19 protein-coding genes and 3 pseudogenes are annotated in these 23,302 nt (G+C 68.0%); 10 read left to right on the top strand and 12 right to left on the bottom strand.

The window, feature by feature from the left end; genetic code table 11:
* Positions 1–125 precede the first annotated feature (125 nt).
* From SSOG_RS30630 to SSOG_RS30620, 3 genes and pseudogenes are all read right to left on the bottom strand, one after another.
* Positions 126–1,525: pseudogene (locus SSOG_RS30630) on the bottom strand (M1 family metallopeptidase).
* A gap of 409 nt (positions 1,526–1,934) precedes the next feature.
* Positions 1,935–2,471: a hypothetical protein gene (locus SSOG_RS30625; protein ID WP_009718138.1), complete on the bottom strand. Its 537-nt coding sequence runs from the start codon at positions 2,469–2,471 to the stop codon at positions 1,935–1,937.
* A 635-nt stretch (positions 2,472–3,106) separates the two neighbouring features.
* A complete protein-coding gene (locus tag SSOG_RS30620) occupies positions 3,107–4,000 on the bottom strand; it encodes an NADP-dependent oxidoreductase (protein ID WP_009718137.1) in 894 nt (297 codons plus the stop codon).
* Between the two features lie 70 nt (positions 4,001–4,070).
* Between SSOG_RS30620 and SSOG_RS30615 the strand changes: the two genes are divergently transcribed.
* A complete protein-coding gene (locus SSOG_RS30615; protein WP_039939088.1) occupies positions 4,071–4,676 on the top strand; it encodes a TetR/AcrR family transcriptional regulator in 606 nt (201 codons plus the stop codon).
* A 58-nt stretch (positions 4,677–4,734) separates the two neighbouring features.
* On the opposite strand, the gene SSOG_RS30610 is transcribed toward SSOG_RS30615, so the two are convergent.
* Both SSOG_RS30610 and SSOG_RS30605 read right to left on the bottom strand, forming a co-directional pair.
* Positions 4,735–4,974 (bottom strand): hypothetical protein, encoded by a 240-nt coding sequence (locus SSOG_RS30610; RefSeq protein WP_009718135.1) that lies wholly within the window; start codon positions 4,972–4,974, stop codon positions 4,735–4,737.
* A gap of 162 nt (positions 4,975–5,136) precedes the next feature.
* Positions 5,137–5,673 (bottom strand): hypothetical protein, encoded by a 537-nt coding sequence (locus SSOG_RS30605; protein ID WP_154686002.1) that lies wholly within the window; start codon positions 5,671–5,673, stop codon positions 5,137–5,139.
* Positions 5,674–5,873: 200 nt separating this feature from the next.
* Here SSOG_RS30605 and SSOG_RS58550 point away from each other — a divergent pair, with 200 nt between their 5' ends.
* A complete protein-coding gene (locus SSOG_RS58550; protein ID WP_078510439.1) occupies positions 5,874–6,299 on the top strand; it encodes a transposase in 426 nt (141 codons plus the stop codon).
* Here SSOG_RS58550 and SSOG_RS30600 read toward each other — a convergent pair.
* The gene (locus SSOG_RS30600; RefSeq protein ID WP_039939083.1) at positions 6,218–7,060 is read right to left on the bottom strand and encodes a MerR family transcriptional regulator; all 843 of its coding nucleotides are present in this window, start codon (positions 7,058–7,060) and stop codon (positions 6,218–6,220) included. The two genes, SSOG_RS58550 and SSOG_RS30600, sit on opposite strands and share 82 nt — an antisense overlap.
* A 59-nt stretch (positions 7,061–7,119) precedes the next feature.
* Between SSOG_RS30600 and SSOG_RS30595 the strand changes: the two genes are divergently transcribed.
* Entirely contained in the window at positions 7,120–7,410 is a 291-nt protein-coding gene (locus SSOG_RS30595) for a hypothetical protein (protein ID WP_154686001.1), read from the top strand.
* 81 nt (positions 7,411–7,491) lie between these two features.
* The gene (locus SSOG_RS30590) at positions 7,492–9,057 is read left to right on the top strand and encodes a hypothetical protein (protein WP_009718131.1); all 1,566 of its coding nucleotides are present in this window, start codon (positions 7,492–7,494) and stop codon (positions 9,055–9,057) included.
* 500 nt (positions 9,058–9,557) lie between these two features.
* Here the strand turns inward: SSOG_RS30590 and SSOG_RS30585 are convergent, their stop codons facing one another.
* A complete protein-coding gene (locus tag SSOG_RS30585) occupies positions 9,558–9,797 on the bottom strand; it encodes a hypothetical protein (RefSeq protein ID WP_154686000.1) in 240 nt (79 codons plus the stop codon).
* 155 nt (positions 9,798–9,952) lie between these two features.
* Positions 9,953–11,533, bottom strand: coding sequence for a glycoside hydrolase family 32 protein (locus SSOG_RS30580; protein WP_039939081.1), 1,581 nt, complete (start codon positions 11,531–11,533; stop codon positions 9,953–9,955).
* Positions 11,534–11,739: 206 nt separating this feature from the next.
* Between SSOG_RS30580 and SSOG_RS30575 the strand changes: the two genes are divergently transcribed.
* The 4 genes and pseudogenes from SSOG_RS30575 (at position 11,740) to SSOG_RS30560 (ending at position 16,429) form a co-directional block, all read left to right on the top strand.
* A complete protein-coding gene (locus tag SSOG_RS30575; protein ID WP_009718128.1) occupies positions 11,740–13,149 on the top strand; it encodes an extracellular solute-binding protein in 1,410 nt (469 codons plus the stop codon).
* Positions 13,146–14,120 carry a carbohydrate ABC transporter permease gene (locus tag SSOG_RS30570; protein WP_009718127.1) on the top strand — a complete coding sequence of 325 codons (975 nt, stop codon included), beginning with the start codon at positions 13,146–13,148 and terminating at the stop codon, positions 14,118–14,120. The genes SSOG_RS30575 and SSOG_RS30570 overlap by 4 nt, the downstream gene beginning before the upstream one ends.
* A 15-nt stretch (positions 14,121–14,135) precedes the next feature.
* Positions 14,136–15,026 (top strand): annotated as a pseudogene (locus SSOG_RS30565) (carbohydrate ABC transporter permease).
* A 5-nt stretch (positions 15,027–15,031) separates the two neighbouring features.
* Positions 15,032–16,429, top strand: a complete 1,398-nt coding sequence (locus SSOG_RS30560) for a glycoside hydrolase family 32 protein (protein WP_009718125.1) — start codon at positions 15,032–15,034, stop codon at positions 16,427–16,429.
* On the opposite strand, the gene SSOG_RS30555 is transcribed toward SSOG_RS30560, so the two are convergent.
* Entirely contained in the window at positions 16,392–17,474 is a 1,083-nt protein-coding gene (locus SSOG_RS30555; protein ID WP_425385436.1) for a LacI family DNA-binding transcriptional regulator, read from the bottom strand. The two genes, SSOG_RS30560 and SSOG_RS30555, sit on opposite strands and share 38 nt — an antisense overlap.
* Before the next feature lie 478 nt (positions 17,475–17,952).
* Between SSOG_RS30555 and SSOG_RS30550 the strand changes: the two genes are divergently transcribed.
* Both SSOG_RS30550 and SSOG_RS49150 read left to right on the top strand, forming a co-directional pair.
* Positions 17,953–18,216: a type II toxin-antitoxin system Phd/YefM family antitoxin gene (locus tag SSOG_RS30550; RefSeq protein ID WP_009718123.1), complete on the top strand. Its 264-nt coding sequence runs from the start codon at positions 17,953–17,955 to the stop codon at positions 18,214–18,216.
* Positions 18,213–18,461 (top strand): annotated as a pseudogene (locus SSOG_RS49150) (Txe/YoeB family addiction module toxin). Before SSOG_RS30550 ends, SSOG_RS49150 begins: the two are co-directional and overlap by 4 nt.
* 755 nt (positions 18,462–19,216) lie before the next feature.
* On the opposite strand, the gene SSOG_RS30540 reads toward SSOG_RS49150, so the two are convergent.
* The 3 genes from SSOG_RS30540 to SSOG_RS30530 are packed head-to-tail and all read right to left on the bottom strand — an operon-like array spanning position 19,217 to position 23,295.
* Positions 19,217–20,086: an immunity 49 family protein gene (locus SSOG_RS30540; protein ID WP_009718121.1), complete on the bottom strand. Its 870-nt coding sequence runs from the start codon at positions 20,084–20,086 to the stop codon at positions 19,217–19,219.
* A gap of 12 nt (positions 20,087–20,098) precedes the next feature.
* Positions 20,099–22,858: a hypothetical protein gene (locus SSOG_RS47000; protein WP_009718120.1), complete on the bottom strand. Its 2,760-nt coding sequence runs from the start codon at positions 22,856–22,858 to the stop codon at positions 20,099–20,101.
* A complete protein-coding gene (locus tag SSOG_RS30530; protein WP_009718119.1) occupies positions 22,855–23,295 on the bottom strand; it encodes a DUF6507 family protein in 441 nt (146 codons plus the stop codon). Before SSOG_RS30530 ends, SSOG_RS47000 begins: the two co-directional genes overlap by 4 nt.
* Positions 23,296–23,302 lie beyond the last annotated feature (7 nt).

The raw sequence follows: 23,302 nt of genomic DNA, 5'->3' as shown, positions 1-23,302 counted from the left end.
ACGGCATCCGCGACGACCTGCCCACCACCCGCACACCAGAACCGCGCCGCACCAAGCCCTGACGAGGATGTGCCCTGGCCGACAGTCGTGTGGAACTTGTCAGCTTGGGGGGACGGTTGTGGCCGTCAGGGGGTGCGGGGCTTCCCCTGAGCGTAGAGCCACTTGTTGAACAGCGGACCGAGGTTCTTCCCGGACTCCCGTTCCGCGAGGCGCTCGAACTGGGCGGTGGTGCCGTGTGCGTGGCGGTGCTGTACGGCCCAGGTGCGCAGGACGCGGAAGAAGATACGGTCGCCGACGGCGGTGCGCAGGGCGTGCAGGGCCATGGCGCCGCGGTCGTAGACGGGGCGGCCGAAGATCTTGGCGCCGCTGCCCGGGTTGCCGGGTGGGAACGCCCACCGGGATCGCCCGCGGGGGTGGCGTACAGGTCGTCGAAGCTCTCCTGGGCGCTGGCGCCGCCGTGCTGCTCGTCATAGAGCCACTGGGCGTAGCTGGCGAAGCCCTCGTTGAGCCAGATGTCCTTCCAGGAGGTGAGGGAGACGGAGTCGCCGAACCACTGGTGGGCGCTCTCGTGGACGAGGGTGCCCAGGCCGGGGGCGCTGCCGTGGACGGGCCGGGTCTGGGTCTCCAGGGCGTAGCCGACGTTGGGCGCGTGGTCGACGATGGAGCCGGCGGCGCGGTACGGGTAGGGCCCGAACAGCTTGCTCTCCCACTCCAGCACGGACGGCAGCTTCTTCAGCACGGGTGCGGAGGCGGTGGCCTCGCGCGGGTCGACGGCGTCGTAGACCTTGAGGCCGCTACGGGTCGTGTACTGCTTGACCTTGAACTTCCCGACGGTCGCGGTGGCGAGGTAGGCGGCCATGGGTTCCTTCTGCCGCCAGCGGAAGGTGGTCTTCCCGTTGCGGGTGCGCTGGCCGAGCAGGACGCCGTTGGCGACGGCGGTGCGGCTCTTGGGGACGGTGATGGTGATGTCGTACGACGACTTGTCGAGCGGGTGGTTGTTGGCGGGGAACCAGGTCATGGCGCCCTGGGGTTCGCCGGCGACGAACGCGCCGTCGTCAGTGGGGATCCAGCCGTCGAGGGAGCCGTCGGGGTCGGTGACCGGGGCAGGCTTGCCCTGGTAGGTGACGGTGACGCGGAACGTCTGCCCCTTGTGCAGGGCACGCCGGGGCGTGACGACGAGTTCCTGACCGCTACGCTTGTACGCCGCCCTGGCCCGGTCGACGGTCAGACCGGTGATCTTCAGGCCCTTGAGGTCGAGGTCGAAGCGGGTCAGGCGCTGGGTGGCGCGGGCGGTGAGGACTGCCTTGCCAGTGAGATGACGGCTCGACGGGTCGTAACCGAGCGTCAGTCCGTAGTGGGCGACGTGGTAGCCACCGTTGCCGGCGAGCGGGAAGTAGGGGTCGCCGACGCCGGGGGCGCCCACCTGCCCGGCAGCGGTGGCGGGTCCGGCCGCCGCGAGCAGGGCCGCCACGGCGACCGGCACGGTGGCGGCGACGGCTCCGCGGCCGAGGACGGCGGTGCGTATGTGGCGGCGGGTCACGTGCGCGCTCCTTGGGGGTGGCGTGCGATCAAAGGATCCTCAGATTAGGCGCCCGGATCCCCGATCGCCCCTCCCATTCAGGTCACGTCACGAGGCGTTGTCGCTGGCGCCCTCGAAGTCGGGATGAGGTCAGCGTTCTTGGCTCCCGGGTTCGGTGGCGGAGTCGGCGAACCCACAGACACGCGCAGCTTCGGCCGGCCCCCTCCTCGACCCGCACCCGCTCGGCCGGGCCCTCCCCCTCCGAGAGAGGGCCCGCCGGAGGCATGAAGGCACGGCATTCGCGTCGGCCGGGCGAACCGCGAATCCGAACAGGAGATTGCGCTCCGCATTCAAGCGGCAGTCACAGCAGGCCGACCGCTCAGCCTCTGGTAGCCGACCTTCGGCCACCGCACCTCTATGCCTCTGGAGAGCTGGACAGGGCTTCGCTGATCATGCGAGTGGCGAAGTCGCGGTCGTCGGTGAGCCGGTTGATGTGCTCCGCGAGCAGCACGGCCGTGGCTTCCAGGGGATTCATCTCGGCCTCGCTCCAGTCGCCGTACTGCTTGCGCCACAGATTGGGGCTAAGGCCGGTGCCGGCCGCGACGACCAGGCCGGTCATGGTGGGGATGACCTCGGGACAGATGCTCTTGGGCATCATGCGCATCGAGGCCACGAAGCTGGGAACGACGTACTCGATGACGTCCCTGTCGTGGTCCTCGTGGGCCATCCGCAGCCACTGCATGAACATGTAGATGAGCGTGCACGCACCATCCAGCATGTCCTTGGCCTCGTCGGGGCCGAGTGACGCGGCGAATTGGTCGCTCAGCTGCTGCTGTTCGGGGTCGGTCTCCGCCTTGCCGTCGTAAATGGCTTTGAGCCGAGAGTCAATCACCATGAGCGCGGCACCCACATCGCCAACGGGAGCGTACTGGGGGTCACAGGGCGACGACACAGGATTACTCCTCGGGGTGCGTGGGCAACACGGTGTGTCCGACGGTAGCCCGAAAATGAGGCCACGGTCTGACAAATCGCGTATGGGAAGCTCCGTCGGCTCCTGGAACGGATCATGACACCGACACCAGCGGGAGTTTCACCGACGTCAATCCGAAGAAGCGCCGCCCCGACCGGCCCGTACCGTCGATGGCCGGTACCGCCGCGATCGGGGCGGTTGTGCATGTCCGCCATGGAGCCGGAAACCATGAGATCCGGACCGGAACGTCCTCTGCGACCCAGGATCGCGAGCCCACCAGCGGCATCATGGTGGCCACGCAGCATGCCACCCGCAGTACGCTCCCCGCTGGCGGAGGCGCCTGACCCGTCGCGGCAGGTCGCGTACGGACAAGACGGGCACCTGCGGAATGGGTTGGCGGGCAAGGACTGAGCGTGCCGGGTGAGTTCCTGCCGGGCGCAGCGTACAAGTTCGGTAGTGGCGCAGTGACCCTGCTCATCCTTTGGCGGGAGACCCGCCACTGACGATTACCCGCGTGGCCCCTGGGGGAACCGGCGGCAGTTGGATACGAGAGCCCACAAGTACCGCGGATGGCGTGGTCCTCAACTCCCGCTTGAGGACGACGCGCAACCCGGTTTTCAGACGACCAGGACCCGGCGCCCGCGCGTGTGACCAGCACGGCTGTCGACGTGCGCCGCCGCGGCCTCGGCGAGCGTGTACGACTTCTCCACCGGGATGCGGAGCTTCCCCCGCGAGATGAGGCCGACGGCCTCGGCGAGCGCTTCCGGCACGCTCCCGGCCACGCCGGAGAATCGGACACCGAGCTCCGGCGCACCGAGATCGGCGATGGAGATCACCTTCCGCGGATCCCCGGTCAGCTCGACCAGCTCGCGGATCACACCCGAGCCGGCCAGGTCGAGAGCCGCGTCGACATGGCCGAGCTGCCGCACCCGCTCGGGCCAGCCCTCGCCGTACGTCGTGGCGAGGGCACCCAGGCTCCGCAGATAGTCCTGGTTCGCGGCCCCAGCCGTGCCGATCACCGTGATGCCGCGGTCGCGGGCGATCTGTAGCACCGCCGATCCGACTCCCCCGGACGCGCCGCTGACCAGCAGCGTCTGCCCGGACCGCACACCGACCTCCCGGATGATGCGCAGTGCGGTCTCCACCACCGAGGGGTATCCGGCCGCCTCTTCGAACGTCAGCCCCTCGGGCATACGGGCCCAGGCCGACAGCACGGCGAACTCGGCATAGGTACTTGAGCCTTCGCCGAACACGCGGTCGCCGACCTCGACCCCTTCGACACCCTCGCCGATCTCGTCCACCACCCCGGAGGCGTCCAGCCCGACTCCGGAGGGCAACTCGATCGGATGGGCCCCCAGAACCTGGCCTTCACGAACCCTCCAGTCGACGGGGTTCACGCCCGCCGCCCGCACGGCGATGCGTACCTGACCGGGGCCCGCGTGGGGCTCTTCGGCATCCATGAGTTGCAGAACGTCCGGACCGCCGAACTCGGCGAAGCTCACTTTCTTCATGCGACCGACCGTAACACTAACGGTTAGCTTTTAGGAACGACTTCATGTTTGCATCTGATAGCGTGAGAGGATGACCGTGCCGACCGGACGCCGTGAGCGCAAGAAGGCCGCGACCCGCCAGAAGATCGCTGACACCGCCCTGCGACTCTTCCTGGAACGCGGGTACGACGCGGTGGGCATCCGTGACGTGGCCGCCGAGGCCGACGTGGCCGTCACCACGCTCTTCTCCCACTTCGCCTCGAAAGAGGCCCTGGTGTTCGAGCAGGACGACGACTTCGAGCAACGCCTCACGCAGACGGTCACCGGCCGGGCGCCACACGAACCGCTCATCCCCGCGCTCCGCCGCGAGATCCAGGCCCTGGTGCGACATTGCACGGCTGACAGCGCCGCCCCGATCTGGCGCATGATCGACGCATCACCCGCCCTGCGGGAGTACGAGGAGTCGATGAGGCTGCGCCATGCGGAGTCGCTGGCAACGGCCATCGCCGCCGACCCCGACCTGTCACGGACCACTACGGCCTGCCGGACGATCGCGAGGTTCGTGATCGACGCTTATTCACTGGCCCGCGAGGCGGCCGATCCGGATACCGCGGTGGACGAGATCTTCCGGATGATCGAGGCGGCCTGGGAGGTCGCCCACCCCTCTGGAAACTCTGTCGGCACGGCCGGACCGTAGTCAGTACCCGACAACGGAGGCTCGGAGACGCACCAGCCTGGTGCGCCGGCGCGCACCTCTATTCCCTGCTGGTTTCCGGTGCCCACGCCCAGCAGACGAAGCCGCCGAGCAGGAGGACGACGACGCACCCGCCCAGCGCGGTGGTGGTGCCGTAGCTGTCCTCGACCACGGGCAGCCGGAACGTGCTGGCTGCCGAGCCGACGCGGCTGGCGGCCACGGCGATGCCCTTGGCGGCTTCGGTCTCGCTGTCGGTCAGGACGACGGAGAACATCGCTCCCACGCATACGGGCTGAGGCATTTATCACGGCTGATTTTGGTGTCGGCGAATACGCCTTCGGAAGCACTCCACCAACGCACCGACGATGAGGCTTCCGTACACGACACCACTGCTGCCGCCCTGACTTGCCGCTCACCGGATGCGCCACACAACCAGCGGCGGCCCCAGGGTAGCCGTGGGCTGTTATCCGGTGGCGTCCAGCGCTTTGCTGGCTTTATTCGCGAAGCCATTGATCGAGTCGGCGAGGTCCGCAGCCTTCACCGTGTGGCGCTCGATGTACTCGGCCGCCCGGGACTCAGGAGACGATGCCCGACTCTGCTTCCAGGTCACCAGATTGTTGTCGACTACTCGCAGTGCCGTGAGCACTGCTTCCCCAGCCGCAGCCACCTCTTGAGGGCCCTCCAAGTACAAACGAGCGCAGGAGGCCTGAATCGTCCGGATCAATTTGTCCAACTGGCCCAACAGGCCTGCCACATCAACTTCAGCCTGCTCCTGGACAAGGGCACGGTACGCCTGCCGCGCGACTTCGCGTGCCTCGCTGATGGGGACAAGCGCCGCCGCGTAGGCCTCTTGGCGGATCTCTCGGCGCCATCGTGCATGGTCGATGTGGGCTTGGTCCCGTGCCTGTTGACGTAGGTACCGGCCCGCGACCACCGCAGATGCGGTAGTCCCGACGACCCCGACGAAAGCACCGAGCAGTGCAGCGAGTCCCTGGTCCACACCAGCAAATTATCGGATGGCCCAATCTGGGTGGAGCCCCCTTGATCCGCGATCGTGCCCCGTCGTGGCGAGGAATGCGGCACAGCGGGTGGTCGAAGACCGGCTCTGGGATCTGATCGAGCCGCTGCTGCCACCGCGGCTTGGGCCGAAAGGGCCAGGCGGGCGTCCGCGAGTCGATGAGCGGGCCGCGTTAGAGGGCAGTGTTCGTGCTGCACACCGCTTGTCGCTGGCGCGACCTGCCGCCTCAACTCGGCTACGGCTCTGGGCACACAGCCTGGCGACGGCTGCGGGCCTGGCAAGCCCCGGGGTATAGGAACCGCCTGCACCGCCTCGTACTCAACGAGCTCTCCGAGGCAGAGCTGATTGGCCGCGGTCTAGGCCATCTGATTCGCCGACGAATCAGTGCGGCGCCGGTACTGGGCCAAGGTCCACCACCTGCGACAACCACTCCTGATGGGGAATGTGCGGGCCGTGTCGAGACGTCGAGACGCCGGCTTCGTGTCGGTGGCCAATCCGGGATCCTCACGCGCGGCCGCACCAGCGATCAGCTGCCTGCGGAGAGGTCCCCGTCAAGGAGCTGTGCCGTGAGTTCCATGCACCGCGTCCGGGCCGCGGAGAAGCCGTAGGGCATCTTGGTGACCGCTTCGAAGGCGTTCATCCGGGCGTCCTCCTCGCCGCTCGCCTCGGCGTCGTCGATCTCGAAGAGCTTCTCCTCGGCCGCGTCCAGTCCGGCCGCTTCAATGGCCTGGAGCAGGGCCTTGTGGTGGGCGCAGTGCTGCGCGGCGAGTTCCTCGACCTGCGGGTCGTGGGGGTCGACGGTGTCATCGAGGGCGGCGTCGGCCGCGTCGAGGCGGTCTGCCTCGTCCCGTAGGTCGGGGTGGGTGGCCAGGGTGATGAACACGCTGGCCTGAATCGCGGCTCCCAGCGGCCCGAAGATCCGTTCCGTGACCAGCAGGGTGTCCAGGTCGGAGGGGCGCAGTGCGCCAGAAGGCAGGTGGCTGAGCCGGTCCGTGACCAATGGGGAGAGCAGGCCCAGTGGGCTGCCCACGCCCCGCAGGCGCTGGACTGCCGCGCGCTGACGCTTGATGTCGGCCTCCTGGGCGGCCAGGGTCTCCTCCAGCCGGCCCAGGACGTCCTCAATGTCCCGGGCTTCGTCGAAGGCGGCCCGCATGTCGTCCAGGCTGATGCCGGCCTCGGACATCTTGCGGATCCACAGCAGGCGGATCATGTCGTCGTAGCCGTAGCGGCGGCGTCCGTCTCCGCCTCGCTCGGGCTCCGGCAGCAGACCGATCTGGTGGTAGTGGCGAATGGCGCGCGGGGTGGTCCCGGCGAAGGCGGCGGCATCACCGATCTTGACCTCGCGGGGAGGCGTGACGGAGGGGTACATCGCAGACAGGGCCTTTCGTGCTGTGGTGCCCTCGACGACACCACATGCCGCTACGGCATGTGCAACTACACACCACCCAGATCCTGACGGGCTATCGGCGGTCCCTCGCTATCGGTGTCCCGTACCAGGACAGGCCCGGCGGCGCCGTCAAGGGCGGGCTCGACAAGGAGTCCTCCTCCCGCTCGACGACAAGAGCTGGCTCGCGACCGACGCCTCGGCCCTGGGCAAGGGCGGCGCCGACGCGGCAGGCCAGGGGCCCTCGCGACATCAACAAGCCGGTCACGGTGCAGGCCCCGCCCGCGAACGGCACCTTCGACCTGGCCGACCTGACCCAGGGTCTGGAGGACTGAGAACTCCCAACAGAATGGGCCTCCTCCACTCCGGGCGCATTGGGACCAGGCGGCCACGAAGGAGATCACTACTCTGCACGAGTGCTTTCCTACGACGAGTTGACTTCACCTGAGCGTGAGCTGTGGGACGCGTTCCCCGAGGGGCGGCAGGTGGACCTGCGTACGGGCACGCCCGAGGAGGACCGGGTCGCCGACGGCGGACGGTGGGGACCTGAGCGAACGGTGCGGGCGGCGGTCGTCGCCGCGTTGTTGCTGGGCGCAAACACCGGGCAACCGGGTGCGGTGGCGCGTCTGAGCCTCACCGGGGCACGGATCTCCGGACGCCTGGACCTGGCCGGCGCGCAGATCGCCCATGCCCTCTGGCTGGAGGCATGCTGGTTCGAGGAGGCGGTGAATCTCCTCGGTGCGTCGACGCAGACCCTCGTGTTCACGGGCAGCCGGATACCCGGCATCGAGGCCGATTCGGCCCGCATCGAGGGCAACTTCTCCTTGCGGCACTCCGTGGTGGAGGGCGGCGCCCCCACTCCCTTCAACCGCGTGAGCACCGCCCTCTCGCTCACTGACGCCCGGGTGAGCGGCGGACTGCTCCTCAACGGGGCCACGTTGATCGCACCGGACGGGTGGGCCCTGTCGGCCGGCGGCCTGGCCATGGAAGGGGGCATCTTCTGCCGAAACGGGTTCGTCGCATACGGGGAAGTCCGGCTGATGGGAGCGCAGTTGCCTGGCACTCTGGTCATGCAGGGTGCCCGGCTGGAAGGACCCGGCCCACGCGGCGTGGCCCTCACCCTCGACAACGCCACGGCCTCGTCGCTCAAGTTCTCCGAGGGATTCACCGCGAACGGCACGGTACGGCTGCGCGGCACCCACGTCACGGACAACGTGACCTTCGACGGAGCCGTCCTGAACGGCCCGCCCACCGACGACGGAAACGCCCCGGCCCTGATCGCCATGCACCTGCAAGCCGTCGACCTCGATCTCACCCTCGCCCGACCCCCATCCGGCACCCTCGATCTGCGGGGTGCCCAGGTGTCGTACCTCCACGAGAACGAGCACAGCTGGCCGCAGAGAGTGGAGCTGGACGGTTTCGTCTACGGCTCCATCAAGACGGCGGACGCGAACGACGAGCGCCACGAGACCGTGGGCGACCGGGAGTCCGTGGCCCGACGCGTGGCATGGATACGCAGCAGCCCGGGCTACAACCCACAACCGTACGAGCAACTGGCGGCCTGGTACCGCAAGGCCGGGCACGACGACGACGCCCGCCGCGTCCTCCTCGCCAAGCAACGCCACCGGCGCCGCGCCCTGCCCCCGGCAACCCGTGCATGGGGCCATCTCCTTGACGTGACCGTCGGCTACGGCTACCGCCCCTGGCTGGCCGGCATCTGGCTCCTCGCGCTGATCCTGCTGGGCACACTGTCCTTCGGCACCGACTCCCCCACCCCGGTCAAACAAGGCGAAGGCGCCCCGTTCCAGCCCCTCGTCTACACACTCGACCTCTTGATCCCCATCGGGGGGCTGGGCCAGCGCACGACCTGGTACTGGTCGAACGACAGCCTCCAGTGGCTGGCCTACCTCCTCATCGCCTTCGGCTGGGTGCTGACGACCGCCGTCATCGCGGGTGTCACCCGCACCCTGCAGAAGAACTAGCGGCTTCGTTCACGTTGAGGAGCAGCGTTTGTCGGGCCGCCCCGACCTCCTCTGGCGTGCTCGGGTGGAGATGACGACGAGTCGATGCTCGGTTCAGGTGGGGTACCGCTTGCCGCGGCCGTGGGAGCGTCAACCACGGATCTCACCCAGGTGTCGCCCAAAACCCAGGCGCCACAAGGGGGTCGAAGGCTCCAAGCGCGTTTGCGCAGGTCAGATCGATTTTCTTGGTGGGGCGGGTGGGACTCGAACCTCAACCGGTGACCCATCTCACTTGCGGTTTTGCCCGAGAGCCGGACACCTCCATCCCATTCGATCCCGCTGGGTCCCCCTCGATCCGGCCCGACCCGAGGCGGTGAGGCACTTGCCTCACCGCCTGTAGAGGCCCCAGCGAGTCGGCTGATCAGGTTGGAGCGACGAACATCCTGGTCTGACAGTTGTCGTTTTTCCCGGAGTGCGGTGTACCGCCGACCGACCCTCGCGGACCACGTGACCCGACCCTGCTAGCGTCCGGCCCCGATCACCCTCGCCGGGTCAGGACGCAACGCCAGGCCGGTGGTGAGCAGCACCGTGACGAGCCCAAGGACCACCGCACCGCCGAACACAACGAGGACATGACCGGCCGATATCACCGATGCCGCCGAACCCGTGAGGGCCGGACTCATCGGTCTGAGGATGGCCGCGCACACCAGGGCGCCCAGGGTCACCGCGAGAGCGACGGTGATGCCGACTTCCCGGAGCATGACCCGCATGACGGTGAGGCCGACGGGCGAAGCTCCACCACGACTACCAACGTGGACCCCTCGTGCCCGTTTCCGCAGTGCAGATGTCGCGCTTGCCTCGAGATGAGAGCCCTGGCGCGCCGCAGCCTTGTCCGCCCCGGCCACCTCACGTCGGATCAGACCGTGAATTCCCGGATCACGGTGTTGCGGAACACCGCCTGCCCGTCGATCGTGAACAGGGCCAGCCCTGTGTCGGACGGGTCGGGGAAGGCCTCGGTCGAGTGCACGTACCGGCCGTCGCCGACGAACATCTCGACGGTCGAACGGTCGACGAGGATGCGCAGGCGGACCGTGCGGGCGGACTGGTCGAAGGGCGTACGGCTCTCCTGCCAGCGGCCGGAGGTGTCGGGGCTGATGGTGTAACCGCGATTGACGAAGGCGTAGCCGCCGTAGATCCCCGCGTCGATGTGCCGCCCACCGTCCGGAGACCGCCGCAACTGGAGCCCGGCACCAACCAGTTGATCCCAGGTGATCTCGCAGGTCAGCTCGTACGCCGTACCCGTGTAGTCGAGCAGTCGCGTGCCGTCGACGGTGATGTCGCCGAGGTTCACCGTACGCGACACATGGTCGTCCAGTGCCGCCACCGGCTGGGACGCCAGGTAGTACGTACCCGACGGCGTACGCTTCAGCCGCACCTCGCGGACGATCGAGTCGGTGCCGTTGAAACCGTCGCACTCGATCGTGGGGGTGGTGCTCGCGTAGTCCCAGTGGTTCATCCAGCCGATCGCGTACCGTGCGGCCGGGTCCAGGGCCCCGTTCGCGTCGCGTTTGTCGAAGGTGACCGCCGCGTACCAGTCCCAGCCGTGGTCCAGCCACTGGGGATCGGATACGTCGGCGGTGAAGGTCGTGCCGTCGAAGGAGCCCGTCCAGTACGCGAACGTGCTCGGCAGCCCGGAGCCCTTGCCATTGGCGCTGACGCCCAGTACCCACTTCCAGGCCCCGTCCTCCGCCCTGATGCGGAACAGGTCGGGGCACTCCAGGACGCCGATGCCACCCTTGATGAAGCCGCTGACGTACGTCCACGCCTTGAGGTCGGCGGAGTGGTAGAAGCCCACTTTGTCGTTCTCGGCAAGCGTCATCACCCACCGCCCGCGCTCCTCGTCGCGCATCACCTTGGGGTCGCGGAAGTCCCGTACGCCGGGGTTGGGGAGGACTGGGGCGGTGCCGTGGTGGGTGAAGGTGCGGCCGGCGTCCGTCGAGTAGTACAGGTACTGCGCCTGGGTGACCTCGTCGGGCGCCATGGTGGCGATGACGATCACCGCGCCCGCGCCGAAGCCCGCCGTACCGTCCGTGTCGACCACCGCCGAACCGGACCAGACATCGCCGTTGGGGGTCGTGTCCTTCGGCACGGCGACGCCCTTGTCGGTGAAGGAGACGAGGTCGGTGCTGGTGGCCAGGCGCCAGGCAGTACCTGCCGTCGTGCCGCCCGTCGAGTAGTCGGGGTTGTAGAGGTAGTAGTAGTGGTACTCGCCGTTGATCCAGATCGGGCGCTGGGGGTCGTTCATCCACTGGTCGGGGACCGTGAAGTGATACTCGGCGCGGTAGCTGCCCGTGCACGCGGCCGTAGCCTCGCCGGACACCGCCTCCGCAGGTCTCGCGGGGACCGGCAGCAGAGCACCGGCGGCGCCGGCGGCCGAGGCCGCCAGCAGCGACCGCCTGGACAGAGTCCTGCTCGGATCCAGCGAACTCCTCGACATGCCACACATCGTGCGACTCCCTTCCCCGACGTCGTCGTCGGGACGCGGCTCATGTGGACCGGACCGTATACCTAACTCGTTAAAGGTCAAGCCTTCGCACACAGTTCGTTCAGCGACTTCCCCACCACACACATCCCTTGACAGGGCAGTAACGGGATTCTCATCATCAGGGAATCAACTGTGACTAACACGAGTTAGGCTCGCCCATGACCGACTCGCTCCTCTCCCGCCGGGGCCTGATGCGCTACGGGGCGTACGGCGCCGGAGCCGCCGCTCTCGCCGGCGTCGCGGCCGGCTGGGACCGCCTCACCGCCGCCGACATCCCCGGCCGCGACGACGGCTCGCTCGTCATCGCCACCCTCGGCTCCGCCCTCACCCCCGAGGCCCAACGCGCCCTGCGCGACGGGTTCCGCGAGGTCCACCCCGACATCAAGATCCGTATCAACGCCGTACAGGCCTCCGACTGGTCGGACTTCTTCTCCAAGATCCTCACCCAGATCGCCGCGGGCACCGCACCCGACCTCGTGTACGTCGCCACCGAGGGCGTGCAGCTCTTCGCCCAACGGCTCGGCGTTCCGCTGGACAGGTGGGCGAAGCGGGACGCGGCCGAGCTGCGCCCGTACTTCGCCGATGTCCACCCCTCGCTGGTCGAGTCGATGATGTACGAGGGGAGCCTCTACCAGCTGCCGGTCGAGTTCAACGCGGCCGACATGTACGTCAACAACCGGGTCCTGGAGCGGGCGGGCGGCGGCCTACCCGACGCCGACTGGACCCGCGACGACTTCACGACGCTGCTGCGCGCGATGAAGCGCAGCAACGGCGCCCGGTTCACCCCCTACTTCTGGACCAACCGCCTGTGGGGCGGAGTGGTCCCCTGGCTCTTCGCCAACGGAACCAATCTCCTCGCCGAGTCCAAGGCCCCCGGGGGTGAGTGGCTCTGGAACTCCTTCTATTCCGAGGCGCAGCGGCGCGGCCGGGGCGGCGGCTACCGATGGACGACACCCCAGGCCGACTCCGACCGCGTCGCGGAGGTGTACGACTACCTCGCCTCCCTCATCCAGGAGGACCTGTGCACCCGCCCGGAGGGCGGCGACGGCCGGAACCTCGTCGGCGTGTTCTCCACCGGCCGCGTCGGCGTCACGCCCGCGGGCGGCTTCTGGGCGGGCGGCCTGCACCTCGCGGGCATGAAACCGACCGACTACGACGTCCGGTACTTCCCGCGCTGGCGCACGCGACGTCACCAGTTCGGCGCCGCAGGGTACGCGCTGCTGCGCACGTCGAAGATGCGGGACGAGGCCTGGGAGTTCATCAAGTACACCACCCGCAAGGACGTGATGACCCAGCTCTTCGCAGCCAACCAGACCACTCCGGCCCGCCGCTCCATGGTCGACGCGGCCCGCTACCGGAAGACCGGCCCGGCCCACTGGCAGGTCTTCTACGACACCCTCGACAAGATCCCCACCACCGGCCCGATCCCGGCCCCGCCGCAGGTCAACGAAGTTGAGCAGCTGCTGATCAAGCACACCGGAACCGCCCTCGCGAGCCCCCGCACGGTGCGCCCCGCGCTGCGACGGCTGCAGGGGGACCTGGAGCAGGCCATGGAGCGTGAGGTATGACGAACACCGAGATCAGGCCCGCACGACCGGAGTCCGTCCGTACCCGCAAGACCCGTCAGAGCCGTAAGGCGTCCGAGCGCGCGGCCACCACCGCCCGCGGCCGGGGCACCCGCCTGCTCGCCGCGCTGTTCCTCGCGCCCACCGTCGTCGGCATCGTCGTCTTCACGGTCCTACCGATCGTCGGCTCGGTCGTCCTCAGCCTCTTCCAGTGGGACGTGATCGAGGACCCGCGGTGGGCAGGAGTGGCCAACTACCGGAAGATCCTGACCGATTCGACGGTCCTCGTCTCCTTCCGCAACACGCTCGTCTTCATGGTGCTCGCGGTCGCGCTCCAGCTGCTGTTCGCGCTCGTGCTGGCGATCACGGTGAACGGCCGGATGCCCAAGTGGCTGCGGTCAGTTTTCCGTTCGGCCTTCTTCTTCCCGCTGGTGCTGTCCGCCGCGTCCATCTCGGTGGTGATGAAGTACCTGTTCAATCAGGACTTCGGCCCCGTGAACTGGCTGCTGGGCACGGTCGGCATCCCCTCGGTCCCCTGGCTGACCTCGGAGAACGGGGCGATGGCGGCCGTGGTCCTGGCATACGTCTGGCAGCAGTTCGGCTTCTCGTTCCTGCTGTTCGTCGGCGGACTGAACAACATCCCGAAGGAGGTGCACGAGGCGGCCTCGCTCGACGGCGCGAGCGGCCTGCGCAAGCACCTCGCCATCACCCTGCCGCTGCTGTCGCCCACACTGCTCGTGGCGTCTGTGGTCGGCATCATCAACGCCCTCCAGGTATTCGAGCAGCCGTACGTTCTCACGGCCGGCGGTCCCGGCGACTCCACCCGCACGGTCGTGATGGTCATCTACGAGACGGCCTTCGAGCAGCTCCGCTTCGGCGAGGCGTCCGCCGTGGGCGTCCTGCTCTTCGTCCTGATCATGGCGGTCACCGCCCTCCAGTTCCGGCTCAGCCGGCGCTATGTCCACTACCAGTGAGCCGGGTGAGCCGAAATGAGTACGAGTTCCCTGCCGGGTTCCGCGTCGGGATCCCTCCCGAGCCCCGCCGTGTCGCGTGTACGGCACGGCCTCGCGCCCTGGGCCCGGATCGCCGGCCTGGCGCTGTGCGCCCTGTTGACGCTCGGCCCGGTCATCTGGACGGTGTCCACGTCGCTGCACACACCGGCGAAGTCCTTCGACCTGCCGCCGAAGATCATTCCCACGGACCCCACCGTCGTCGCCTACCGCGGGGTGTTCGACCAGATCGACGTCTGGCTGTACGCGCTGAACTCCACCCTGGTGACCGCGCTGATCGCGGTCGGCCAGATGATCACCGCGGGCCTGGCGGGCTATGCCTTCGCCCGCCTCGAATTCCGCTTCAAGAAGCCGCTGTTCGCGCTGGTCCTGGCCACGATGATGGTGCCCTTGCAGGTCACGATCGTCCCGGTCTTCCTGGAGCTGAAGGCGATGGGTCTGACCGATACCCTGCTCGGCCTCATCATCCCGGCCTTCCCGACGGCCTTCGGTACCTTCCTGATGCGCCAGTACTTCCTGGGCATGCCGAAGGACCTGGGCGAGGCGGCGATGATCGACGGCGCGGGCCCGTGGCGCGTCTTCCGGTCCGTGTACGCCCCCTTGGCGGCCCCCGGTCTCGCCATCGTCGGCGTACTGGCCTTCAACTACCACTGGAACGAGTTCTTCCGGCCGCTGATCCTCGAAACCTCCACCGAGAACCTCACGCTGCCGCTGGGGTCTGGTCTCCCTCCAGGGCAAACCTCGGCACCGGCTCGATCTCCGTCGTCCTCGCCCGGAGTCGTCCTCTCCATGATCCCCGCCGTCGTCGTGTTCGTCGTCGGCCAGCGCCCTCTGCGCGAGGGCATCACCTCCGCAGGAGTCAATCGTTGAGTTCCGTGAGCCGGTCGACTGACGCCCAGAGCCCGCGCTTCCGGGTCCGCCCGCCGACCAACTGGATGAACGACCCGAACGGGCCGTTCCGCTGGGGAGGTCGCTACCACCTCTTCTACCAGCACAATCCCGACGCCCCCGTCCACGCGAACATCCACTGGGGCCACGCCTCCAGCCCCGACCTCGCCCATTGGGACGACCACGGGATCGCCCTGCGGCCGATACCCGGCGGCCCGGACGAAGCGGGCTGCTGGTCCGGCTGCGTGGTGGACGACGGTGGTGTACCGACAGCGGTGTACTCCGGAATCGACCACGATCACCAGGGCCTGAGCACGATCTGTCTCGCCGTGGCCGAGGACGATGGCCTGGAGGAGTGGAAGCAACTGCCGGTGCCGGTGGTCGCCGGCCCGCCACCCGGCATGGACGTGACGATGTTCCGGGACCCCTTCGTCTTCCGCTTCGCCGGACGTCGCTGGGCGCTGGTGGGCGCGGGCCACGCCGACGGCACCCCGTCCGTTTTGGTGTACGACTGTGAGGACCTGTACGCGTGGCGGTTCGCCGGGGTCCTGCTGGACGGCCGTGACCCGGCGGCGGCCCGCGCCTTCGGTACGCGGGCGATCGGCTGGGAATGCCCGCAGATGTGGGAGACCGCCAGGGGCGACTGGGTGCTGGCGGTGGCGCTGTGGGACGGCGACCCGCTGAACACGGCTTACCTGACAGGACATCTGCTGGAAGAGGGGGACGGTGCGTTGAGGTTCGGAGTCGGCACGGGCGGCCCCCTGGACCTCGGCCGCGACTTCTACGCCCCCTCCGTCCTCCAGGACATGGAGTCCGGCCGCGCCCTGCTGTGGGGCTGGTCCTGGGAGTCACGTCCCCGAGAGGGGGTGGACCGCGCCGGCTGGTCCGGAGTTCTCACGGCACCACGCGTGGTGGACACCCATGAGGACGGCACGTTGCGGGTCGTACCGGCTGCGGAGCTCGAACTGCTTCGAGCGGCCGTCCCGTTCACCGCCACACCCGGACCGCACTGGCCGCTCCCCCTCTCGTACGACCTGCTGGTGACCGCCCGGTCGGCGGCGACATTGAGTCTGCTGCGGGCCGCGTCCGGAGGCGAACTGACCGTGCGGCTCGACCCGGGGTCCGGCACCGTGACCCTGAACCGCACGGCCTGGCCACGCTCCCGCCCGGACGGCACGGCCCCCCTGGTCCTGCCGACCCCGCGGGGCGAGACCGTCACCGTACGGATCCTCGTGGACGGCTCCCTTCTGGAACTGTTCGCGGGCGACCGGGCGATGGCCACGGAACGGGTGTACCGACGGGACGACGACGTCCCGGAGCTTGCCGTGTCGGGGAGGGACGTCGAGGTCACGGGCTGGGCGCTGGTCCCACCGAGCCCCGCATGACGACGGGGCACTCCAGCCGCCGGGTGGTGACGGGCGGCGCCGTCCCGCTGTCGAGGGCGTCCAGGAGCAGGCGGGCGGCCGTCTCTCCCATCGCGCGGTGGGGCAGAGCCACCGTGGTGAGGGGCGGGTTGAGGAAAGCAGCCATGTGCTCCTGGTCGTCGTAGCCGACGACGGACAGATCGGCGGGGACGTCGAGGCCCAGACGCGCGGCGGCGTGGAGGACGCCCGCGGCGACCCGGTCGTTGTAACAGACGATCCCCGTGGGCCGCCGGTCTACGGGAACGCCGTCCAGCAACCGCAACGCTCCCTCGTACCCGGCGGCGATCTCCCCTCCCGTCCGCATGATCCAGTCCCTCTCGGCGGTCAGCCCCACCGCCCGCAGCGCGTCCCGGAAACCGCGCAGCCGCTCCGCGGTCGCGATGTCGTCCAGACCACCCACCAGGGCGACACGGCGGTGGCCCGCGTCGAGGAGGACGCGCGCGGCGCTGCGGCCACCGGCCCGCTCGGCGGGGATGACGGCCGGGAGGGAGCCGTCCTCGGGGAGGCAGTTGGCGAGCACGGCGAACGTGCGGTGCAGGCCTTCGGGGACTCGGGCGCGGCGCAACGACAGCGCGGCGTAGATGATCCCGTCGACCCTCCGGTCGAGCAGTTCGGCGACGGCCGCGTCCTCGGTGACCGGGTCCTGCCCGGAGTCGACGGTGAGCACCAGATGCTCACTGTTCCAGGCCGTGTCCATGGCCCCGCGCAGCAGCCGCCCCGCGAACGGCGATGTGGCGATCTCGTCCGTGACCAGACCGATCACGGCGGTACGACGTCGGCGCAGGCCGCGGGCGACCGCGTTCGGCCGGTAGCCGAGCTGTGCGGCTGCCTTGCGGATCTTCTCCTGCGTCTCGGCGGAGAGGTTGCCCCGGGCACGCCCGTTGAAGACGAAGGACACGGCCGTGTGCGACACCCCGGCAAGCCGGGCGACATCCCGCGAGGTCGCCCGCTCAGCCCCGCCACTCCGCGTCTTGTCGACCCCGCCCATGCCTCGTCCCCGCCGCATTTGCCTGATCAGGCCAGCCTACCCGCGGAAGATGTTGCGGAGCCCGCCGCCACAGACCGAACGGAACACCACACCGGAACAGCCGCTGACCGCAACGCGGCGAGGGGCGGGTCGTCGTGCGACCGTCCTGCCGACGTCCTGAATCCGCCGCGCGCCGGAGAGTCATTCGCCTGACACCCTCCGCGATTCATACGGAAAACCAAATACGCAGGTCAGCGAAGCGCCAAACCTTGTGTACGAAATGCCGTTGAACCAGTGAGCAGCGGATTCAGAGTCCGTTGGCCCAAAGTCCTCAATCCGCACTCACGAAGGGACGTTTCCGCAGGTCAGAAGCCTGCACAGTGGGGCGGGCGAGAATCAAATCTCAACCCCCGAGTCATTGCGTGCGACCGGCGCCCTGCGTCACCTGCGGGCCGCGATCGGTGGACACCCGCAGGAGTCGTACCATATCTTGTACAAGTCAAGAGGGGAGGCAGCCATGTCCATCACCGCCAGCGAGGCGCGCCAGAACCTGTTCCCGCTGATCGAGCAGGTCAACGAGGACCACGCTCCGGTCCACATCACCTCCCGCAAGGGCAACGCCGTCCTGATGTCCGAAGAGGACTTCACCTCCTGGACGGAGACGGTGCACCTCCTGCGCTCCCCCAAGAACGCCCGCCGTCTGCTCGACTCCATCACCGAGGCCGAGGGCGGCCAGACCCAGCAGCGTGAGCTGATCGACCCCGACGCGGAGCATGCGTGAGGATCTCGTTCACGTCACACGCCTGGGAGGACCTCCTGGGCCGAGAACGACCGCAAGATGATCAAGCGCATCAACAAGCTGATCGACGACACGATGCGTGACCCCTCCAAGGGCATCGGCAAACCGGAGCCCCTGAAGGGCGACCTCTCGGTTTTTGGTCCCGACGGATCGACGACACGCACCGACTCGTGTACAAGCCGACCGACGACGAGTTGATCATCGTCCAGGTCCGGTACCACTACTGATCACACGCTCCGCCGTGGCGAGGCAGGCCACAGGGCAGCCCTGACCAGCTAGTCAGTCTCACTCACGTAGCGGGGACGCTCACTCGTGCCGGTCCATTCGATCCCGCTGAGCCCTTTTCGATCCCGCTCGATCCGGCGCGGTGAGGCATTTGCCTCACCAACTCTCGGGCCCAGCGAGTCGCAGTGAGCGGACTGGATGGACGGACACTCCACTGTGGGTCACGCGCCCCGCTCCCGGGCCGCCCGCGGCCGTCCGGGCCCCTTCCTACGATGGCTGTTCGACACCGCCGACCACTAGGCGCCCGTCGACCCGACTCTGCTCCTGTCGACACCCACATCACCCTTCGCCCGGAGCCGAGCTCACGGGGTCCGATCTGCGTCAAGTGCTCGACTACCTGGCAGGGCACGAACTCAGCAAATCCCTCGACGCCGGCCCCGCCACGCTGGCCATCTCCCCACAAGACGCCACCTGCGCCCTGTCCGGAGGAAGTGTGCAAGCCCACAACAATCAGCGGCGCACCGGCACCCCAACAACTTTCGCCGTGGCCGCCGGAGGGGCCGCCACCGTGCCCGCCGGACGACGGGCCGACCGGCGCACTCACGAGGCGGGAACTCAACGCTCGCATCGGTGGTAGTGGCGGCCGCCCTTGGGGCCAGTGTTGTCATCCATCCACGAATAGATATCCTCGGCCGTCATCGAGTGGTAGGCATGTGGTATTTGAGTGGCACGAGTTCTGTGATCGGCCTACCGTAGCTCAGGCATCGACCTCGCCGACCCAGCCGAACTGCAGAAGTTCTTTGGGCAGGTACTCGGAATCGACCTCGATCGAGAAGTCGTTGTCGTAGGCCATGCATGCAATGGCGAGAGGGGCGAGGGCTACCAGCCCGTCACTGTTCAGGGATCGAGCCTCGTCGCCGGTCCAGTACTGCTTGTGCCAGGTAAGGAATTCGGCCAGCGAGGCATTGAATTCCTCGGCCTCCCCGCGGTTATAGAGTTGAAAAAGCTCGAGCGGCGGATAAAGAATCTTCAGCAACGTCTCTTCGTCAGCGATCCGGGCGGCCTGGGGGCTGGCGCCGTCAATCGCCTCGACCAGCGTGTTCCACATGTCGTCTGCCCGGCGGAACCAATAGCTCTGCAGTGCCTCCACCCAGCTGTAGACGTACTCGTCAAACATGGCGCCGGACTCACGGAGGAACGACACCGGCACCTGCATGAGCCGGGCGAGGCGCTCGTTGTCACGGCAGATCGTCGCCAGGTAGACCGCGGTGAGCCAAGCTCCGGCATGCGTGTAGGAGGTCGGCCCGGTCGCCGGGAGATGTTTTACTTCCCCGGCGATCCCGATGCGGCACGGCACAGGGCCTTCCGCCGCCACAGCCGAATCAAACAGCGCGGAGCCGACCTGCATGGCTGTGACCCACGCCTCCCACGTCTCCAACTTCGTTGCCTGGGGATCGGCCGCACAGCACGACATCGCCACGGTCAAGGTGGAGTCGAGAGCCCGGGAGCGGGACATCTCCGATTGCTCAAGACGTCCGATGACCCGCCTGGTGCTCTCCATGAGCGCTGCCATGTCCTCCTGGGTTGCCTGGGCTGGGAAGCCATGGCGGGGAACGCTCGTGATCACTGTTTCTCTCCTCTAGTAGATCTGAAGATGCTCCAGCACGGCACCATCGTAAGAGCCCCCGCTCTCCTTCCCCTTGACCAGGACGTACTGCAGCTTCCCGTCCTCGAGTGCGTCGAAGAGGGCATCCGCGAGTTCCCTGTCCTTTCCGCCTCGCTTCCACATCTCATGGAAGATCGTCTCGAGGTACGGCTTGGTGCCTTGCTTGACCATCATGTTCGCAGCAGGCCCGGCACCAAGTCGGGGAGGATTGAGATTCGCCTTCGGCCCCTTCTGCTCGACGACGAGATAATGGCCGTCATCGCCGAGCTTATAAAGGTCGTCGAGCATGTTGGCGCCATTAGGCGTCTTCGGAAGTCGGATCCATTCGGGGTTCCTGTCCCTGAACAACTCCGGGATGGCGTGGCGCCTGGACGCCTGCTCCCCAAGCTTCTCGGAGTGCTTGCTATTGTTAGGTACGTCACCGAGCTGATCATGATACGCATCCCGCGCAGTATCGAGAGCAGCCTGATTCTCGACCGACGGATGCTCCTTGAATGCCATTTCCGCGTTGGTGAGATCCACGCTCACCCTGCTGTTCTTCGCTGCCTCATTAAGCTTCGGAAGGTGCGCGGCGTCGGCGGAATCCGGCTTGAGAGGAGTCCGGCCGTGCCTGACTTCAGACGGTCCGTGCGGCAGATCGTACTTGGCTACCCAGCCGCCGCCGGAACGTTCCTTCAGGATGGGTAGCTCAACCCCGTCCACCTTTTTGGTCTTGCTCCAACGATGGCCGTCGCTGCCCCGGTAGTGCTCGTTGAACCACGCATCGTTGTTGTTTGCCAACCACACGTGCTTGTCTTGGAGCTTCTTCCGCTCGGCCGCTGTCAGCTCTCGCTCTCCGACGCTGCCGTGATCGCTTGTTCCGGTTCCCTCGTCCGCCTGGTGTGCGGGCGCGTCCGCGTCATCGCCCGCGCGCCCCGCGTCTCCCGCCGCGTCGTCCGCGCCGTGAGCTGCGTCGTCGCCCTCGCGGGCCATGTCGTCCAGGCCCTCGGTGCCCGGGGTATCCGGGTGGCCGGAGCCAGGGAGACCGTTGTCGGCCGTCGAGCCGCCAGAGAGATCGCGGCCGCCACTCGTGGACGGCGTGTCCGTGTGGCCGCCACTGCTTGCCCCGTCGTGCGCAGGCGTGTCAGGACCGCTGCCAGGGTTATCGGTTGACGAGCCGTGGTGTCCGCCTGTGCTGCGCCCGGCGCCGTGACCGCCGGAGGGGCCATCACCATGGCCGCCGGAGGGCCCGTCGCCGTGACCGCCGGCCGACGGGCCGTTGTGCCCGCCGGCACCAGGGCCGCCGCCGTGCCGGCCGGTGGAAGGCTCATGGTGGGCGGAGGGCCCGTCGCCGGTGTGTGCGTGGGCGCGTGGTGGCTGGTGGTCCGCGCCGCCCCCGACCGTGGCCTTCTCGCGTTCCGGAGCTCTCTCGTGTGCGGTGTGGTCCTCGGGCAAGGACTGCTGCGGGTGGTCGCCTTCCTTCCTGGCGTCCTCGATACGGTGGATGATCTCGCCGTTTTCCGCATGACGGATGTTTCCGTCGTTGTCCAGGACCGTCGGAGGCTGGCCGTCCCCGTCCGGCAGGCGTACGCCCGCGTCGCGCGGGTGGGCCAGGTCGTCCGCGGCGTCCACGGTACGGTCCAGGTGAGGTGCATCGCCCCAATGTGGGAGGCTTTTGACGGCCGCCAGCACCTCAGAGGCTTTCGGGAGTGCGGCGCGAGCGGCCCTGGTACCGGCGGTGACGGAATCGACGACCTTGGTGACCTTCGTGACCTCGGCCAGGTGGCTGCCCTTGGCCATCTTGCCGAGCTTGGAGGCCACACCGAAGGGCGTGACGTTGTACAGGACCTGGCCTCCTGCACGGACCGGGTCCTTGTCCCACTCGTCCCACGCCACGAAGCCTTTGAGGGCCTCGCGGAATGCTTTCTTTTCCTTGTTGTCGCCGTTGCCCCCGCCGATGGTCTTGGACATCGCCCACTCATACGGCCAGGCCGTGTACTGGCCCAGGCCGCTGAAGGTGTCCCCCAGCGCGCTCCATGCCTCGGAGGCCTTGTCGCCCCCGTGCCAGCCGACCAGAGTGGCAAGCCCGTCGACGTCGCCGCCGAAACCGTCGATGCCAAATCCCTTGGCCGCGCTGGCACCCCAGTGGTCGAGCTCCCAGAAGCGGTGGGTCTCCTTCTCCGGGGTGCCCCAGGGCAGGTCCTTCGCCTTGTCCAGATCACCGGCCCGATACCCGTATGCCCCCCGCTTACCGGAGCCGTCGTCCACGGTGTAGTGGGTGGAACCGAAGAAGCGCTCGCCGATCTTGTTGGCCGCGCGGCGTTCGGCCGCCTGGAAGGCCGCCACCGCGACATTCACCTGGTGCAGCAGGCCGGAGTGCTCGGCAATCTTGTTCTCGTCGTCCTTCCAGTGCTCGTCGTCCTTGACCTTCTCCACGAAGGCCGCAGCCTGGTGCTTGAGCCGCCGCAACTTGTTCTTGACGGGGCGCACTTCGTCCGCGTAGGCCGACAGCGCTGCCGCGATCTTCTCCAGATCGTCGGCGATGACATCGGACATGTCACGCACGGGTGTGGTGGTGTCGAAGAGCTGCTGCGCCTCGGGCGCGTGGTAGACACCCGACAGGCTCTGGAACTTGGAGTGGACATCCGAGCCGGTAGTGCGGAACTTCCCCGCCTGCTTCTTCAGCGCAGTGGCATCCTTCTCCAGCTGCTCCAAATCGCCCTTGAACTGCGGTATGGCATGGGGGTCGATCATTTGGCGCCCTTCTTCTCAGGGCTGTCGAGATCGATGTAGGGCGCTTTGAGTGCCTCGCCCTGCGCGTTGGCCGCCATGTCCAACGCCCCCTTGTTGTATTCCTCCGTCGCGTCCACCGCGCCCTGCAGCGACTTGTCCGCGCGAGCCACGATGAAGGCGAGGTCCGACTGCTGGGCCGTGGCGTACTGCCCCAGCGTCATCCCCACCAGACCGACCTCAGGCGTCTGACTCTCACCCCCGAAGTCCAGCGTCCCGGCCGCCTTCATCGCACTCTCCAGGTGAGAGCTGATGGACTTCAGCTCCCCCTCGAAATGCCCGGCAGTGCGTCCGGCTTCCCCGACGATGCGGCCCACACCGGCCACGTCGATGTTCCATTTCGCCATGATTCCCCCCGATTCCCCTCCGGAGCACGCCGCGTCGAATGTGCTCTGCTTCATGCCCCTG

Source organism: Streptomyces himastatinicus ATCC 53653, assembly GCF_000158915.1.
In the GTDB taxonomy this organism is placed as follows: Bacteria; Actinomycetota; Actinomycetes; order Streptomycetales; family Streptomycetaceae; genus Streptomyces; species Streptomyces himastatinicus.
This window is presented reverse-complemented; position numbering and strand designations above follow the sequence as displayed.